Source organism: Citrobacter amalonaticus, assembly GCF_018252635.1.
GTDB classification, from domain to species: domain Bacteria; phylum Pseudomonadota; class Gammaproteobacteria; order Enterobacterales; family Enterobacteriaceae; genus Citrobacter_A; species Citrobacter_A amalonaticus_E.
In genome coordinates, this window is sequence record NZ_JAGTXM010000004.1 from 500,172 (window position 1) to 516,029 (window position 15,858).

Below are 15,858 nucleotides of genomic sequence, written 5' to 3' on the forward strand. Positions count from 1 at the left end.
GCGTTTGCGATGGTGTTTATCGTCATATTCGGGCTGTGCGCTTACTTTTTGCTGTCTGCGTGGCGTTTTCTGCCGGTAGGGTTGTTCACCACGCTGGATTTTTCACCTTCAGTCACTACTTTGCGCTGATTGGAGATTTTATGGTCCAGTCCAAGAATATGACGGGCCTGACGGTTCGATTTCATTCTAACTCCTCAATCCTGTTAATGGTTTTAAGGACAAATTCGCAATTGCGAAAGAAATGTACCCTGAGGTGCGTGATACAGCATAGCATCTTAAAGTGAGGCGTGCTGCCCGCTGACCACATAATTGATGGTTTGCTGGTAAATGTCACTGAGGATGTCATTATCCGTCGCTTCGACCCATTTGGTCAGCTCCATTAAAATGTCATCTTCAGTGACAGCGCCCAGTTCTGCGCGAAGACCCTGCTCAATGGCGTGAACTAATGCCGGCTGTGCTGCTGAAGTCGTTGCTGGGTGATAAGTAAACATAATGTGCCTCCGTGTCGATGTATTTATTAAGTACGGCTCGCAGAAATTTAATTCACATTCAGAATGGCAAATATTTTAACGCCTGTGGTTCAGAAAAGTCCTGGAAGCAGGAAAAGGTATTTAATTTTATGATTTCAAAGGGGTTACTCTAAAAATAAATCTATCTCAAGACGTTGGGCATATATTTCTCTAGCCCTGTAAATTGCCCATAATTTACCTTTGGTCAGGTTTTATTATTGCAAAGATTATTCCGGAACGTTTTTCTTTTAATTTATTCAGAGTAGCAAATCATGGTCTATACTTTTTCTCTTTAGCCAACAGGAGAGCAACGATGACAATCCATAAGAAAGGTCAGGCACACTGGGAAGGCGACATTAAACGTGGGAAAGGCACCGTTTCGACGGAAAGCGGCGTGCTGAACCAGCAGCCTTATGGCTTTAACACTCGTTTTGAAGGGGCAAAAGGCACCAACCCGGAAGAGTTGATTGGCGCAGCACATGCCGCCTGTTTCTCAATGGCGCTGTCGTTGATGCTTGGCGAGGCGGGCTTTACGCCAGACGCCATCGACACCACGGCCGACGTATCGCTGGATAAAGTGGATGCTGGCTTCGCGATTACCAAAATCGCGCTGCGCAGCGAAGTGAACGTGCCAGGAATCGATGCCGCGACCTTCGACGGTATCATCCAGAAAGCGAAAGCTGGCTGCCCGGTGTCGCAGGTGCTGAAAGCGGAAATCACCCTCGATTATCAACTGAAGTCGTAACGGCAGCATTGCCCGGTCGCGTGATGCTGGCCGGGCATAAAAATCCTACTGTGCCACCCAACCGCCATCCATATTCCACGCCACGCCGCGCACCTGTGCTGCGCCACCCGAACACAAGAACAGCGTCAATTCGCCCAGTTGTTCCGGGGTGACAAACGCTCTCGAAGGCTGCTTTTCCGCCAGCAGCGCATCACGCGCCGCGTCCGGTGCCGCGCCTTCGGCTATGCGCTGATCAATTTGCTGCTGAACCAGCGGCGTCAGCACCCAACCGGGGCAGAGCGCATTGCAGGTCACGCCCGTTTGCGCGGTCTCCAGCGCCGTCGTCTTGGTGAATCCCACCACGCCGTGCTTGGCGGCGACATAGGCCGATTTATCTTTCGACGCCACCAGCCCATGCACGGAAGCAATGTTAACGATCCGTCCCCAGTTACGCTCGCGCATGCCCGGCAGCGCCAGACGGGTGGTGTGAAACACCGAGGACAGATTAATAGCGATGATCGCGTTCCATTTGTCCACCGGAAAGGTTTCGACCGGCGAGACATACTGGATCCCGGCGTTGTTGACCAGGATATCCACGCCGCCAAACTCGCGTTGCGCGTAGTGCATCATCTCGGTGATTTGCGCGGCATCGCTCAGATCGGCACCGTGATAGCCGGGGGGTGTTCCGCATTGGGCAATGGCCTCTTTCGCCGCTGCCACATCGCCGAAGCCGTTAAGGATAATCGTCGCACCTGCCTTCGCCAGCACCTGCGCAATGCCTAAACCAATACCGCTGGTGGAGCCGGTGACCAGCGCAATTTTACCGTGTAAATTCATTTTATTACTCCTCAGACAATACCGGTGGTGTAGAACACCCCGATAACAAACAGCACTGCCAGACTTTTAATCACTGTAATCGCGAAAATTCCGCCATAGGCCTGACGGTGGCTAAGGCCTGTGATCGCAAGCAGGGTGATCACCGCGCCGTTGTGCGGCAGGGTGTCCATCCCACCGCTGGCCATTGACGCCACGCGGTGGAACACGTCCAGTGGAATATTGGCGGCGTGAGCGGCGGCAATAAAAGTATCCGACATGGCTGCCAGCGCAATACTCATCCCGCCGGACGCAGAACCGGTAATACCTGCCAGCGTAGTAATACTGATCGCTTCATTAAGTAATGGGTCCGGGATAGCCGATAGCGCTTTCGACAGCACCAGAAAACCGGGAAGGGCGGCGATCACCGCGCCAAAACCGTATTCCGATGCAGTATTCATCGCCGCCAGAATAGCGCCGCCAACGGCGGTTCTGCTGCCTTCCGCCAGGCGGCCGCGAATATTGCGGTAGCCAAAAATCACCACCAGCAGGATCCCGGAAACCAGCGCCGCTTCCACCGCCCAGATGGCGGTGATTTTGCTGATTTCAGTAGTGATAGGCGCGGCCAGTCCCGGCAGTTCGAGCTGATGGCTGCTGCCGTACCACACCGGGATCCAGCGGGTAAACAGCAGGTTGAAAACCCCCACCAGGATCAGCGGCGAGATCGCAATGATCGGGTTGGGCAGGTTGATGTTATCCGGTGTTTCCGGCTCGTTTTGCAAGTCCGTTCCGTAGCCTTCATTTTTGGCAAACGCTTTACGCCGCTGACGTTCGAGATAGAGAAGACCGACAACGATAATGAACAGTGAGCCAATCAGTCCCAGCCAGGGCGCGGCCCAGGCGTTAGTGCCAAAGAAACTGGTCGGGATAATGTTCTGGATTTGCGGCGTGCCGGGCAGCGCATCCATGGTAAAAGAGAAGGCGCCCAGTGCCACCGTAGCCGGGATCAAACGCTTGGGGATATTGCTCTGGCGAAACAGTTCGGCTGCGAACGGGTAGACCGCAAACGCCACGACGAACAGCGACACGCCGCCGTAGGTCAGCAGCGCACAGACCAGCACAATGACCGGAATCGCATGGCGACGTCCCAGAATATTAATGGCCGCCGCAACGATCGAACGGGAAAAACCGGATAACTCGATTAATTTGCCAAACACCGCGCCCAGTAAAAATACCGGGAAGTAGAGCTTCACAAAACCGACCATCTTTTCCATAAACAAGCCGGTGAAGGCGGGGCCGACGGCGCTGGGTTCGGTCAGTAACACGGCGCCTAAGGCAGCGATGGGGGCAAACAGAATGACACTGTATCCACGGTAGGCTGCCAGCATCAGCAACCCCAGCGCGGCCAGAGCGATTAACACACTCATCATGACTCCTCGATATCGTTGTTATAGTGGGGGTACAGAAAGAGAAGTTACGGTTTCAGGGCAAAGCGCAGTTGGTGCTCTCTGCGTTGCCGGATGTATTCCTTGCGCGCGTCATCCCAGCGATAAAATCCCTTGCCGCTGCGCCAGCCGGTGTCTCCACGGGCTACCTTTTCTGCGACCAACGACATCATGTCGCTGCCGGTCGCCAGTTCGGGCAGCAGATGCTTACAGATGTCCTGTACCGTCGACAGGCCGGTCATGTCCGCCGCTTCCAGCGGTCCGACCATTGCATAGCGCCGTCCGAGGGAGGCGCGCATCACCTGATCCACCACTTCCGCACTGGCAATCCCACTTTTAACGATATGCAGCGCTTCACGCAGCAGGGCGAACTGCAGGCGGTTACCGACAAAACCCGGCGCTGCGCGATCGAGGATCACCGCTTCCAGTTGCATCATGCTGAGAAGCTGCTGTACGGACTGGAGGTATTCCGGCCTTGTCTGGCTGCCAGGGACGATTTCAACCAGCGGAATAAAGTGCGGCGGATGCCAGAAATGGGCGATCAGCAGTCGCTCAGGGTGGACGAGTTCTTCCGCCAGCGCATCCGGCGGCAGGCCGCTGGTGTTGCTGGCAATAATCGCCTCCGGCGTGATCAGTGCCTCAAGGCGGGCATACAGCGCATGCTTGAGTTCCAGACGTTCGGGAATGGCTTCGATCAGCAGCGGCGACGCGGCAACATCCTCCAGCGTTGTCGTCCCGTATAAACGGGCGAGCACGGCCTCTTTATCCAGTACGGAGAACCGATCGGTGGCGATCAGCTCATCCAGAATGCCGCCTGCGACCACCGGGATATCGGCAATGCGGGCACTGTCGGTGTCATACAGCCAGACATCATGTCCAGAGCGGGCAAAATGGGTGGCGATACCGACCCCCATTAATCCGGCACCTAAAACGGTGAAACGGTTATTCAGCATGGAAAACTCCTGTTGTACGTTCTACGGCGAGCGCCACACCCTGACCGCCGCCGACACAGAGAGTCGCCAGTCCTTTGTGGACATTGCGCCGCGCCATTTCGTGCAGCAGCGTGACCAGAATGCGACAGCCGGACGCGCCAATCGGATGGCCAAGCGCAATCGCGCCGCCGTTAACATTGACTTTGCTGCTGTCCCAACCTAGTTCCTGTCCCACCGCCAGCGCCTGTGCGGCAAACGCTTCGTTGGCTTCAATAAGATCGAGGGCATCCAGCGTCCATCCTGCGCGTTGCAGGCATTGACGTGACGCCGCCACCGGACCGATACCCATGAACGCCGGGTCCACACCGGACACGGCATAGCCGGCAATACGCGCCAGCACCGGAATATTCAGCGCCGCGGCGCGACGGGCACTCATCAGCATGACGGCCGCAGCGCCGTCGTTCAGGGATGATGCGTTACCAGCGGTGACCGAGCCGTTGCCCGGTCGAAAGGCCGGTTTCAGTTGCGCCAGTTTTTCTGCCCGGGTATCCGGGCGCGGTTGTTCATCCAACGACACCAGCAACGGTGGTTTTTTCCCCTGCGGGACGCTGACCGGGGTGATTTCTGCGGCGAAACGTCCTGCTTCACGTGCGGCAACGGCTTTCTGCTGCGAGAGCAGGGCAAACGCGTCCTGCTGCTCACGACTGATTGCAAAGCGGTCCGCCAGATTTTCCGCCGTGATCCCCATGTGATAATCGTTAAACGCATCCCATAAACCGTCATGAACCACGCTGTCTTTCAGACTGGCGTGACCGAGGCGTAAACCCGCGCGTGCGCCGTCGAGAAAATAGGGGGCATTACTCATGCTCTCCTGGCCTCCGGCAATCACGATTTCCGCGTCGCCACAGCGAATGGCCTGTACGGCCTGTTGCACCGCTTTCAAACCCGATCCGCAGACCAGATTGACGGTGACTGCCGGCGTGGTGACCGGCAGTCCGGCTTTCAGCGCCGTCTGCCGCGCCGGGTTCTGGCCGCTACCGGTGGTCAGCACCTGGCCGAAGATCACTTCATCGATCGCATCGGGGGTAATGGCTGTCTTCGCCAACAGCGCGCGAATTGTCACCGCGCCGAGTTCGACGGCGGAGAGGGGCGCCAGGGCGCCATGAAAACTGCCGATGGGCGTACGCGTCGCCGCGACAATCACAACATCCTGCATGGTCAGATCCTCAGTTGAATTGCATTTCGGGGACGTATTCAGGGACGATCAGCGCCCCGGCGGTTTTACGGACAATCTCATCCACGCTGACTCCTGGCGCGCGTTCACGCAGAATGAAACTGCCGTCGAGAATTTCCAGCAGCGCCAGATCGGTAAGCACCCGCTTAATGCAGGCGACGCCGGTCAGCGGCAGTGTGCAGGCCGGGAGGAGTTTGGACTCACCGCTTTTTGACGCATGAGTCATCACCACAATGATGTTTTCCGCGCCAGCCACCAGGTCCATCGCACCTCCCATGCCTTTCACCATTTTTCCAGGGATCATCCAGGAGGCGATATTGCCGCTGACGTCCACCTCAAAGGCACCCAGTACCGTGAGGTCCACGTGACCGCCGCGAATCATGGCGAAAGACTGTGCCGAGTCGAAAATCGCCGCGCCTTTACGCGCAGTGACGGTCTGCTTACCGGCATTGATCATGTCGGCATCGATCTCCTCTTCGCTGGGGAAGGCCCCCATACCGAGAAGACCGTTTTCTGACTGCAACATGACGTCCATGCCGTCAGGAATGTAGTTGGCGACCAGCGTCGGAATGCCGATCCCCAGATTGACGTAGTAACCGTCGCGCAGTTCACGGGCGACGCGCATGGCCATTTGTTCACGCGTTAACATGGTCAGGCTCCTTTGCTGCGCAGCGTGCGTTGCTCAATGCGTTTTTCAAACTGCCCCTGAATCACGCGGTTGACGAATATACCGGGGGTATGAATGGCAGCGGGGTCGAGCTCGCCAGGAGGGACGATCTCTTCGACTTCGACGACGGTGACCCGCCCGGCGGCGGCCATCAGCGGGTTAAAGTTTTGCGCGGTGTAGCGATAGATGACATTGCCGTACCAGTCGGCCTTCCAGCCTTTGACCAGCGCGAAGTCGCCGGTGATGGCGCGTTCCATGATGTAGGGACGCCCCTCAAATTGACGCACTTCTTTGCCTTCAGCCACCGGTGTGCCGTAGCCGGTGGCGGTAAAGAAGGCGGGGATGCCCGCGCCGCCCGCCCGGAGTTGTTCGGCAAGCGTGCCTTGTGGTGTCAGAATGGCCTCCAGTTCACCGCTTAATACCTGTTGTTCGAACAGCGCGTTTTCGCCGACATACGAGGCGACCACTTTGCGTACCTGCCGCGTTTCCAGCAGGACGCCCAGGCCGAAACCGTCCACGCCACAGTTGTTCGACACGACCGTTAGCCCCTGAACCTCGCGACGACGGACTTCCGCAATCAGGTTCTCCGGGATCCCGCACAGGCCAAATCCTCCCGCCAACAGCGTCATATTATCGGCGAGTCCTTCCAGCGCCTCTTGATACGTGGCGACCCGTTTATCCAGTCCAGCCATATACTTGCCCTCCAGTTGTCCTTGCCGACATCATTGGGGGCGGAAAATGATTTGTTAATTTTAAATTTGTGACCCATTCATTTGGTTTTTTTATCAATTTAATGTTAATTAAATGTATTCAATTAGTTAATGGGGCGCAAAATGAAAATGAGCATCAAACAGTTACGCGCGTTTTTAGCGGTAGCTCACACTCTGAATTTCGCGCATGCCAGCGAACGGTTGAATATGTCGCAGCCCGCGCTCAGTCTGACAATCAAGGGGCTGGAAGAGGCACTTGGCGGGCCGTTACTGTTACGCACCACCCGCCGGGTTACGCTGACCCAGGAGGGGGAAACCCTGTTAGCGATGGCACGTCAGCTGCTTGCCGACTGGGACAATACCGAAGAGGCGATGCGGCAGCGCTTTACCCTCCAGCGAGGAAAAGTGTCAGTGGCAGCAATGCCGTCATTTGCCGCCAACGTTCTGCCCCCGGTGCTGAAAACTTTTCGCGATCGTTATGCAGGCATCAACGTCACGGTTCACGACGTGGTGAATGAGCAGGTGATTGAAATGGTCAGTGAGGGGCGGGTTGAGATGGGCATAGCCTTTGAGCCGGACTACTCCGGGCATCTGCACTTTACGCCGCTCGGGTTGGATCGCTTTATTGCCATTGTGCCGCCCGATTCTCGCTTTAACACGCGGGAGCGGATTGCCTGGCGCGAACTGTTGACGCTGGATTTCATTGCCCTGCAACGCCCCTCAGCGGTGCGGCTGATGCTGGAAGAACAGCTGGCGCAAAGCGGCCGACCGCTGGACGTGGCGCTGGAAAGCCATCAACTGGTCACCGTCGGTCGTCTGGTCGCCAACGGATTGGGCGGCAGCGCGGTACCGGCGCTATGTCGCACACAGATGCAGGAACTCGGAGCCGTCTGTCTGGAACTGGACGGCCCGGTGATTGAGCGGCGGGTCGGGGTGTTACGCTCTGCGCACCATAAATTATCCACCGCTGCGCAGGCGCTGTTAGATACGCTGAAATTGGCCTACGGCGCGTAAACCATGCCGGATGGCGGCATACGATAAGCCGTCTGGCCTGAGGAAAGCAGCGCTATCAGGCACGCCAACATCGTACGTCAGGTCCCGCATCGAGCCTGCGTAACGTCTGCCGTTTTTCACAGCCGTGGGTCGCCAATGGGCACCGGTCGCGAAAAAAACAGCCCGTCGGCAGGATCCGGTTGCCGGGCAATTCCGTTTTGCGGATCACCAGATCCTCGGCCAGTGGCGCGCCGGTTTTCGGCACGGAATCCAGCAGCAGACGGGTATAAGGGTGTGCCGGGCTCGAGAGCACCTGCGCCGTATCGCCGATCTCGACGATTTGCCCGAGGTACATCACCGCCACCCGATCGCTCATATGGCGTACCACTGAGACGTTATGCGAAATCAGAATGTAGGTCAGATTGCGGCTGACCTGCAACGCGACCAGCAGGTTCAGGATCTGCGCCTGAACGGAAATATCCAGCGCTGACGTTGGCTCATCCAGCACGATCACATCCGGTTCTGACGACAGCGCGCGGGCAATCGCGATTCGCTGACGCTGTCCACCGGAGAAAGCGTGCGGCAGGCGGTCGAGATATTCCGGGCGGATCCCAACCTGACTGGCTAAGGTCGCCGCCAGCGCCCGACGCTCCTGTTCACTGCTGCGTTTTTGGATCCACACCGGTTCGGTGATAATCCGCCACACCGGCAGACGCGGATCCAGCGAAGAGAGCGGGTCCTGAAACACCATCTGCATTTCGGTCGACGATGGATCCTGCTGATACTGTCCCCGACTGGGTTTCAGCATTCCCATCAGCAACTGCGCCAGCGTGCTTTTTCCACAGCCGGATTCACCGACAATTCCCAGCGTCTCGCCGCGGCGGATCTGTAAATCCATCCCGTTGAGCGCATGCACGCGTTCGGTGACGCGTCCCAGCCAGTTTTTCTTCGCCGGGAAATTGACATGTACATCCTGTAAAGCCAGTAACGTTTCAGACATGGGGACTCTCCAGATGAGGATACCAGCAGGCCGAGCGCTGTTCGCCTGCGCCGTGCGGGCTCATGGCGGGTATGGTTTCGCAAAGGGGGCCCGCGGCAAAGCAGCGATCGCGAAACGCGCAGCCGCGCGGCAGACGGGTGAGATCCGGCACGGTGCCGGGGATCGCCGGCAGCGGCTGGCGCGGTTCCCCCTGTTCCGGCGCGCATTTCAGCAGGCCAATCGAATAGGGATGGGTCGGATGGTGAATCACGGCCTCGGTCGGGCCGCTTTCAATCACGCTTCCGGCATACATCACGTACAGCCGGTCACAAAGCTGCGATACCACCGCCATGTCATGACTGATAAACAGCACGGCCGTGCCGCTGGCGCGGGCTTTGTGTTTCAGCAGGCGCAGCACCTGCAACTGCACGGTGACATCCAGCGCGGTAGTGGGTTCATCAGCAATAATCAGCTCAGGCTCACAGGAGAAGGCAAGGGCGATCATTACCCGCTGGCGCATACCGCCTGAAAGCTCAAACGGAAAACGGGTCATCACCCCGGCGGCGTCGGGGATCTGCATCTCCTCCAGCAGGGTAATCGCCTTTTCGCGGGCCTGCGACCGGCTCACCGTCTGATGATGGCGAATCACTTCCACCATTTGCTGGCCGATACGGCGCGTCGGGTTGAGCGCCGTCATTGGCTCCTGAAAGATCATCGCCACGCGTGCGCCGCGCCATTGGCGCATTTGCTTTTCGCTGGCGTTCAACACATCTTCGCCCAAAAGCGAGACGCGCCCCTGATGAATACGATAGCTGCCTTCCGGCAGCAGACGCATAGTGAGCATCGCGGTGACCGACTTCCCGGACCCTGATTCGCCCACGACGCCGACGATTTCGCCACGATGAATACACAGCGACACATGGTTAAGCGCGTGTACATCAGCGTTGTATCCCGGAAAACTCAAGTGTAAATCGTCTATTTCCAGCACCGGTTGAGTCATCACTGTTTTCCTCCTGCTTTCGGATCCAGCAAATCACGGATCCCGTCACCGAACAGGTTAAAACCGACGGCCGTGATCAGGATGGCGGCGCCAGGAAAAGCGCAATACCACCACTGGTCGAGTACGTAGTTACGACCAATCGCCACCATCGCCCCCCATTCGGCGCTCGGCTGTTGAGCGCCAAGCCCGATAAAGCCCAGCGTGGCCGCCATCAGGATGGCGCTGCCAATATCCAGCGATGCCTGCACAATCAGCGGCGGCAGCGAGTTACGCAGGATGTGCCAGCTAATCAAATGCCAGCGGGAAGCGCCGTAGGTGCGGGCCGCCTGAACGTAGGTAAACTGGCGCACGACCAGCGTTTGCCCACGCGCCAGACGCACGTAAAAGGGAATACGTACAATGGCTATCGCCAGCATCGCGTTAAACAGGCTCGGTCCGAGCGCTGCGGCCAGCGCCATCGTCAGCACCAGCGAGGGGATCGACAGCATGATATCCATCATCCGCATGATGATAGCGTCGGCGCGACCGCCCATCACGCCGGACAGACAGCCCAGCAGTGAGCCGACGCCGCCCGCAATTCCGACCACCACCAGCCCGGCAACGATCGACTGCTGGCTGCCCACCAGCACACGGCTGAACAGATCGCGTCCGACTTCATCGGTCCCAAACCAGTGCGTCGCCGTTGGCGGCAACAGCCGCGCACTTAAATCGATCGCGTTGGGATCAAAAGGTGCGATCCACGGCGACAGCACCATCAGTAACAGCATCAGGACAATAATCACGCCGCCAATCATTGTCAGCGGACTGCTTTTCATCAGCCAGAACAGTCGGGCCCAGTCAATTCGCCGACGCGTCACGCGTACCGGCGTCTCTTCGGTTAACATCATTCAGCACCTCCACGTCCAATGCGCGGGTCCACCCACAGATAGAGCAGATCCACCACCAGATTGACCAGCACATAGGCAAAAGAGACCACCACGGCAAAACCCATTACTGCCGGGAAGTCGAGCGCCTGAATGGACGTCACCACCCAGGCGCCCATGCCTGGCCAGGCAAAAACGGTTTCTGTCAGTACCGCGCCATACAGCAGATCGCCCAGCGCCAGTCCAAGCACGGTAATCGACGGGATCAGCGCGTTGGGCAGGGCGTAACACAGCACGATGTACCAGCCGGGAAGCCCGCTGGCTTTCGCCGTGCGGATATAATCTTCACTGAGCTGTTCCAGCATCGCGGAGCGGATTTGCCGCGCCACTATCCCCAGATGAACGAACGCCAGCGTCAACGACGGTAAAATCAGATGCTGTAAGGCATTAAAAAAAACCTCGCCGTTGCCTTCCAGCAGGGCATCAATCAGATAAAACCCGGTCACATGCGTGGGCGGATCCAGCCAGTCATCCAGTCGTCCACCACCGGGTAAAATTTGCAGATGGCCGTAAAACAGCACGATGACCCCCAGCCCCAGCCAGAAAGCCGGCGTCGAAATACCGGTGATCGCCATCAGGCGCACCAGGTGATCCAGCCAGCGATTGCGCCAGACGGCGGAAAGTATGCCCAACGGAATACCGATGACCAGCGCCAGAAGCAGTGAACAAAAGGCCAGTTCCAGCGTTGCCGGGAAAAAGACGCGCAGTTCTTCCATCACCGGACGCCCGGTACGAATGGAAATACCTAAGTCCCCCTGGAAGACATCGCTTACATAGCGCGCAAACTGCACATACAGCGGTTGATTCAACCCAAGCTGTTGGCGAATGTTTTCAACAATCTCTTCGCTTGCCCGGTCGCCTGCCAGCAGACGTGCCGGATCGCCGGGGATCAGGTGCGAAATAATAAAGGTGATAACGCAAACGCCGGCCACCACAAGGACAAGGCCCCAGCAGCGCTGGCGCAAGATGCTCCAGAAAGTCATTGGCTTCCCCTGGCGGAGCCTGTACGGCTCCGCATTAACGTGGCTTATTTGCTCATGGTGCCGATATTAAAGACCTGTTCGAGCATTGGGTTGAACACGAAGCCTTTGACCTCTTTGTTCATCGCTAACTGGTAGTTCTTCTGAAACAGATAGACGTAGGCCGCGTCATCAATGACGATTTTCTGCGCCTGCTGGTAGTCTTTAGTTCTGGCCGTCTGGTCAGTCGTGCTCAGCGCGCTGCGCAACAGTTTGTCAACGTCGGCGTTTTCATAGAACGAGCGGTTACCGGGCAGACCTTTCTTGTCAGACTCGAACCAGTAGTTCATGAACATATACGGGTCGGCAAAGTCCGGACTCCAGTTACCGATGGCGATGTCGTAATCGCCTTTGCCCACACGGTCACGCATGGTGGCGTTCGCCAGTTTCTCCAGCTTCACGGTAATGCCCAGTTTGCTGAGGCTGGCCTGAGTGGCCAGCGCGATCGGCTCCCAGTTCGGATCGTTGTCGGAATAGAGGAAGCTCAGGCTGGTGGGTTTGCTGGCGACTTTCTCCCATTCTGCTTTCGCTTTGGCTTCATCAAAGCGGTATTGCAGCGCAGAGGCGTCGTAACCCCACATGCCTTCGGGGATCGGCCCGCGCATCTGCTTACCGTTGCCGCTGAGGATCCCTTTCACCATGCCCTGATAGTCGGTGGACCAGGAGATCGCCCGGCGCAGATCCGCCTGATTCAGCGGCGCTTTGCTGTTGTTCAGATAGAGATAGGTCACGCGTAGCGACGGATAGTCAGCCACCGCGACTTTGCCTTCCTGTTTTAACGCGCTGAGCTGATCCACCGGCAGGGCATCCGCAATGTCAATATCGCCGCGCGACAGCTGCAGACGACGCGACGCGCTCTCGCCGATAATTTTTACCGACACCCGTGTAAAGTTCGGTGTTGGCCCGGCGTAATGCGGGTTTGGGACCAGCACCAGTTGCTGGCCTTTCTGCCAGCTTTTCAGCATAAACGGCCCGGAACCTGCCGTGTTTTGCGCCAGAAATCCGCGGGCGTCATCCGCGGCATGCGCTTTCAGCACCGCCGGGTTGATGATCGACGCACCGTCGTTCGCCAGCGTGTAAAGGAATGGGGCGAACGGTTGACTAAGGGTAAATTTCACCGTGTGCGCGTCAATGGCTTCCACTTTGAGGTCTTTAGGAAACGCTTCCGCCGGCCCCTGGCTGATTTTCAGCAGGCGTTCGAAGGACTGTTTCACGGCATCGGCCGTCACGGGGGAACCATCGGCAAATTTGGCCCGATCGTTAAGCGTAAACGTCCACTCTTTCTGGTCATCAGAAGCTTTCCAGCCGCTTGCCAGGTCGCCTTCCACCTCGGTAGAACCTTTATCGCCCTCGGTTTTGTACTTCACCAGACGCTGATAGGACGGGTAGGTCACCGTCCAGTCGTTATTATCAATAGTGACCGCCGGGTCAAGGGTTTGCGGGTCGGCGGCTTTACCGATCACCAGCATGTCCTTCGGGACGGCAGCCTGGACCGCAGGCAGGGCCATCGCCAGGGAAACGGCAATCAACGCGGGACGAAACAACGATGTTAATTTCATGACGACGCTCCGGAATCAAAAAGGTGTGTGTGTTGTGGTGGTTGTAACGGGAAAGCAGGCAATGCAGTCTTCCAGCAACGGATAGCGACTCGCGGCAGGTAACTCAAAATGCCACCACTCGCTGCTGATGCCGACGAAGCCGCCGCCAAACATAATGGCGTTGAGTAGCAGTCGGTTACGCTGCGCAACGGCGGGAACAGAAGGGTGATACGCATGTGAACGGTCATGCATTTCATCAAAACCCGCGCCCATATCGAGGATCTTGCCGTTGGCATCTTTCAGAGTGACGTCAATGGCCGTTCCACGGCTGTGGTTAGAACCGATGGCGACATCGACGACGTATTGCGGATCGGGGCAGGCATCCCACAGGATTGACTGTGCCTGTTGCGGACGATAGGCGTCATAGACCACCAGAGAGAGGCCCGCCAGTTGCGCAATGCTGATGCTTTTCGCCAGCGCCGTGACTGCATCCTGATGCAGCAGGCAGCGGGCTTCGCGATAAATCGGCGCGCCGGTCAGGTTATCGGCGGTCGCATATTTGAGGTCAATATCCAGCGTCGGAAAAATCACCGACAGATCGACCAGTTGCGGAGTTTCAGACATAGCACGTTTCCTGTTTATTGTTCGAATTGACCAAATTCTTGTTGTAACTGGCGGTTGGTCTGTAGCCGCCCGGTTAGTGAATCTCCTAACTGTTCCGCCACGCCGGAAAGCAGCAGGTTGAACAGACAGCTCACCGGCGCCAGCGAATCCCAGAAGTGCCCGGTGTCGGTTTTCACCTGCAATAAATCGATGGGGTAATCACGCGCCCAGGGACACCAGACATCGGTAATCAGCGCCAGCGGAATATGCCGCTCGCTGGCGACGCGACAGTACTGCCGGGCGATGGCGGAGTAAGCGCGGGTATCGGTCAGCACGATATACGGTTTCTCAAACCCGGAATTAAGCGATTCCACCCAACTACCGGATAGCCCTTCGGAATAGTTCACCCTGGGCCGCAGATACTCGAGATGGCTGAAAAAAGCATTAGCGATCCCTCGCGTCGACTGGATCCCCAGCACATACACCGCTTCCGCCTGCGCCAGCTGTCGGGCAATTCGCTGGAACGTTTCCCCTTGTGCCAGTTGATAGACATGGGCGATCGCATCAATCTCCAGCGACAGCGACTGACGTGCGCGGTCCGGCAATTGCTGTTGCTGCTGCCAGGAGTCCAGACGCTCGTTCATGCCCCAGGGCTGATAGGGGACAGAAGGCAGTTCACGCAGGCTGGCTTTAGCATCTTCCAGATTGCGATAGCCAATTTTTCGCAGGTAACGTCCGACGGTAATCCCGCTGGTGCCTGTCGCTTTGCCAATGCTGTCGGCGGTTTCAAACGGGATTTGCGCTACATGGGTCAACAGCCAACTGGCAACACGCTTTTCGCTTGGCGTATGCAGGCTGAAGGTCTGTTCAATTCGGGTCAGTAACTCAGGTTTTGCTGTCATCACCGTCTCGCTGTTACCTGGCTGTCAAACATCCGTTCACTGTTAGTTCATTAACAATGCAGGACGCGTGCCATGTTCAAAAACGCCGCCGTAGCGGGGGGTAATTGTTAAATTACGCCAAAAACAATTAACTTATGATCAACATTTGTGCAGCGTAGTGCAGTTTTGGTGCAACGGTAAGGCGCAAGGGCGGTTATCTGCCGGATACGCAGGCGCGATCACATTCTCGCGGCGAAATAAACAACAAACATCAGGATCGGTACCGGGAAATATCACTAACAGCCATAACAAGTATGCGTGTATTTATTTCTGGGACGTGAGGGGTATTATTCTCTTCGTTCTACATTAACGGTTTAAAGCGCTCATGTAGAGGTTATTTATATCATTAACGGAGCCATCATAATGAACAAATTCTCCCTTTCTACAGCAGGTATTTTAGTGGCAGCGCTGTTGACCAGTGTCAGCGTCAATGCCGCAACCACTGACGCGAAAACCGACGTCACTCCCAGGAACATGAGCTGCCAGGAGTTCATCGATCTGAACCCGCAGACGATGGCGCCGGTTGCCTTTTGGGTATTAAACGAAGATGAAGACTTTAAAGGCGGGGACTATGTCACCTTCGATGAAACCGTTACAACCGCGGTTCCTTTAACCGTTGAAATCTGTAAAAAACATCCGCAGAGTGAACTGACTAAAATTAAAGACGAAATCAAAAAAGAATTAAGCAAATAAGATTAAGCGTGTATTTAAACCCAGCCAGAGTGCTGGGTTTTGCTATATGTGACAACGTCACATTATTAATTTAAGACAATACGGAATTCTGTATAAAGCTCTAAAAATACGTGCCGATACTGAATATAAATTAGC

General features: G+C 56.7%; 18 protein-coding genes. 3 read left to right on the top strand and 15 right to left on the bottom strand.

The window, feature by feature from the left end; translation table 11 throughout:
- Positions 1-41: 41 nt before the first annotated feature.
- A complete protein-coding gene (gene sra / locus KE671_RS15145; RefSeq protein WP_061077521.1) occupies positions 42-185 on the bottom strand; it encodes a stationary-phase-induced ribosome-associated protein in 144 nt (47 codons plus the stop codon).
- 90 nt (positions 186-275) lie between these two features.
- On the bottom strand, positions 276-491 hold the full coding sequence (gene bdm / locus KE671_RS15150) for a biofilm-dependent modulation protein (RefSeq protein WP_206163610.1): 216 nt from the start codon (positions 489-491) through the stop codon (positions 276-278).
- Positions 492-822: 331 nt separating this feature from the next.
- Between bdm and osmC the strand changes: the two genes are divergently transcribed.
- Positions 823-1,254, top strand: coding sequence for an OsmC family protein (osmC, locus tag KE671_RS15155; RefSeq protein WP_206163611.1), 432 nt, complete (start codon positions 823-825; stop codon positions 1,252-1,254).
- Positions 1,255-1,299: 45 nt separating this feature from the next.
- Here the strand turns inward: osmC and KE671_RS15160 are convergent, their stop codons facing one another.
- The 6 genes from KE671_RS15160 to KE671_RS15185 are packed head-to-tail and all read right to left on the bottom strand — an operon-like array spanning position 1,300 to position 7,016.
- Positions 1,300-2,070, bottom strand: a complete 771-nt coding sequence (locus KE671_RS15160) for a 3-hydroxybutyrate dehydrogenase (RefSeq protein WP_206163612.1) — start codon at positions 2,068-2,070, stop codon at positions 1,300-1,302.
- A gap of 11 nt (positions 2,071-2,081) precedes the next feature.
- Positions 2,082-3,476 carry a GntP family permease gene (locus KE671_RS15165; RefSeq protein ID WP_206163613.1) on the bottom strand — a complete coding sequence of 465 codons (1,395 nt, stop codon included), beginning with the start codon at positions 3,474-3,476 and terminating at the stop codon, positions 2,082-2,084.
- A gap of 44 nt (positions 3,477-3,520) precedes the next feature.
- Positions 3,521-4,444 (bottom strand): 3-hydroxyacyl-CoA dehydrogenase family protein, encoded by a 924-nt coding sequence (locus KE671_RS15170; RefSeq protein WP_206163614.1) that lies wholly within the window; start codon positions 4,442-4,444, stop codon positions 3,521-3,523.
- The gene (locus KE671_RS15175; RefSeq protein ID WP_206163615.1) at positions 4,434-5,639 is read right to left on the bottom strand and encodes an acetyl-CoA C-acetyltransferase; all 1,206 of its coding nucleotides are present in this window, start codon (positions 5,637-5,639) and stop codon (positions 4,434-4,436) included. Before KE671_RS15175 ends, KE671_RS15170 begins: the two co-directional genes overlap by 11 nt.
- A 10-nt stretch (positions 5,640-5,649) precedes the next feature.
- Complete coding sequence (locus KE671_RS15180; RefSeq protein WP_206163616.1) at positions 5,650-6,306, bottom strand: CoA transferase subunit B; 657 nt, start codon at positions 6,304-6,306, stop codon at positions 5,650-5,652.
- 2 nt (positions 6,307-6,308) lie between these two features.
- Entirely contained in the window at positions 6,309-7,016 is a 708-nt protein-coding gene (locus tag KE671_RS15185) for a CoA transferase subunit A (RefSeq protein ID WP_206163617.1), read from the bottom strand.
- Positions 7,017-7,157: 141 nt separating this feature from the next.
- On the opposite strand from KE671_RS15185, the gene KE671_RS15190 reads away from it, so the two are divergent.
- Positions 7,158-8,048, top strand: a complete 891-nt coding sequence (locus KE671_RS15190; RefSeq protein ID WP_206163618.1) for a LysR family transcriptional regulator — start codon at positions 7,158-7,160, stop codon at positions 8,046-8,048.
- Positions 8,049-8,103: 55 nt separating this feature from the next.
- Here KE671_RS15190 and KE671_RS15195 read toward each other — a convergent pair whose 3' ends face one another.
- The 7 genes from KE671_RS15195 to KE671_RS15225 are packed head-to-tail and all read right to left on the bottom strand — an operon-like array spanning position 8,104 to position 14,991.
- Positions 8,104-9,027: an oligopeptide/dipeptide ABC transporter ATP-binding protein gene (locus KE671_RS15195; protein ID WP_206163619.1), complete on the bottom strand. Its 924-nt coding sequence runs from the start codon at positions 9,025-9,027 to the stop codon at positions 8,104-8,106.
- Positions 9,020-10,006, bottom strand: a complete 987-nt coding sequence (locus tag KE671_RS15200; protein WP_206163715.1) for an ABC transporter ATP-binding protein — start codon at positions 10,004-10,006, stop codon at positions 9,020-9,022. Before KE671_RS15200 ends, KE671_RS15195 begins: the two co-directional genes overlap by 8 nt.
- Entirely contained in the window at positions 10,006-10,893 is an 888-nt protein-coding gene (gene ddpC / locus KE671_RS15205) for a D,D-dipeptide ABC transporter permease (protein WP_206163620.1), read from the bottom strand. Before ddpC ends, KE671_RS15200 begins: the two co-directional genes overlap by 1 nt.
- On the bottom strand, positions 10,890-11,912 hold the full coding sequence (locus KE671_RS15210) for an ABC transporter permease (RefSeq protein WP_206163621.1): 1,023 nt from the start codon (positions 11,910-11,912) through the stop codon (positions 10,890-10,892). The genes ddpC and KE671_RS15210 overlap by 4 nt, the downstream gene beginning before the upstream one ends.
- A 44-nt stretch (positions 11,913-11,956) precedes the next feature.
- Positions 11,957-13,507: an ABC transporter substrate-binding protein gene (locus KE671_RS15215; RefSeq protein WP_206163622.1), complete on the bottom strand. Its 1,551-nt coding sequence runs from the start codon at positions 13,505-13,507 to the stop codon at positions 11,957-11,959.
- Positions 13,508-13,522: 15 nt separating this feature from the next.
- Positions 13,523-14,110, bottom strand: coding sequence for a D-alanyl-D-alanine dipeptidase (gene ddpX, locus KE671_RS15220; protein WP_206163623.1), 588 nt, complete (start codon positions 14,108-14,110; stop codon positions 13,523-13,525).
- A gap of 14 nt (positions 14,111-14,124) precedes the next feature.
- Entirely contained in the window at positions 14,125-14,991 is an 867-nt protein-coding gene (locus tag KE671_RS15225; protein ID WP_206163624.1) for a MurR/RpiR family transcriptional regulator, read from the bottom strand.
- Between the two features lie 402 nt (positions 14,992-15,393).
- Between KE671_RS15225 and hdeB the strand changes: the two genes are divergently transcribed.
- Positions 15,394-15,723: an acid-activated periplasmic chaperone HdeB gene (gene hdeB / locus KE671_RS15230; RefSeq protein WP_206163625.1), complete on the top strand. Its 330-nt coding sequence runs from the start codon at positions 15,394-15,396 to the stop codon at positions 15,721-15,723.
- Positions 15,724-15,858: the final 135 nt, after the last annotated feature.

Coding starts and splice junctions, on each gene's coding strand:
- sra (WP_061077521.1), bottom strand. CDS start 185: ATGAAATCGAACCGTCAGGCCCGTCATATTCTTGGACTGGACCATAAA.
- bdm (WP_206163610.1), bottom strand. CDS start 491: ATGTTTACTTATCACCCAGCAACGACTTCAGCAGCACAGCCGGCATTA.
- osmC (WP_206163611.1), top strand. CDS start 823: ATGACAATCCATAAGAAAGGTCAGGCACACTGGGAAGGCGACATTAAA.
- KE671_RS15160 (WP_206163612.1), bottom strand. CDS start 2,070: ATGAATTTACACGGTAAAATTGCGCTGGTCACCGGCTCCACCAGCGGT.
- KE671_RS15165 (WP_206163613.1), bottom strand. CDS start 3,476: ATGATGAGTGTGTTAATCGCTCTGGCCGCGCTGGGGTTGCTGATGCTG.
- KE671_RS15170 (WP_206163614.1), bottom strand. CDS start 4,444: ATGCTGAATAACCGTTTCACCGTTTTAGGTGCCGGATTAATGGGGGTC.
- KE671_RS15175 (WP_206163615.1), bottom strand. CDS start 5,639: ATGCAGGATGTTGTGATTGTCGCGGCGACGCGTACGCCCATCGGCAGT.
- KE671_RS15180 (WP_206163616.1), bottom strand. CDS start 6,306: ATGTTAACGCGTGAACAAATGGCCATGCGCGTCGCCCGTGAACTGCGC.
- KE671_RS15185 (WP_206163617.1), bottom strand. CDS start 7,016: ATGGCTGGACTGGATAAACGGGTCGCCACGTATCAAGAGGCGCTGGAA.
- KE671_RS15190 (WP_206163618.1), top strand. CDS start 7,158: ATGAAAATGAGCATCAAACAGTTACGCGCGTTTTTAGCGGTAGCTCAC.
- KE671_RS15195 (WP_206163619.1), bottom strand. CDS start 9,027: ATGTCTGAAACGTTACTGGCTTTACAGGATGTACATGTCAATTTCCCG.
- KE671_RS15200 (WP_206163715.1), bottom strand. CDS start 10,006: ATGACTCAACCGGTGCTGGAAATAGACGATTTACACTTGAGTTTTCCG.
- ddpC (WP_206163620.1), bottom strand. CDS start 10,893: ATGATGTTAACCGAAGAGACGCCGGTACGCGTGACGCGTCGGCGAATT.
- KE671_RS15210 (WP_206163621.1), bottom strand. CDS start 11,912: ATGACTTTCTGGAGCATCTTGCGCCAGCGCTGCTGGGGCCTTGTCCTT.
- KE671_RS15215 (WP_206163622.1), bottom strand. CDS start 13,507: ATGAAATTAACATCGTTGTTTCGTCCCGCGTTGATTGCCGTTTCCCTG.
- ddpX (WP_206163623.1), bottom strand. CDS start 14,110: ATGTCTGAAACTCCGCAACTGGTCGATCTGTCGGTGATTTTTCCGACG.
- KE671_RS15225 (WP_206163624.1), bottom strand. CDS start 14,991: ATGACAGCAAAACCTGAGTTACTGACCCGAATTGAACAGACCTTCAGC.
- hdeB (WP_206163625.1), top strand. CDS start 15,394: ATGAACAAATTCTCCCTTTCTACAGCAGGTATTTTAGTGGCAGCGCTG.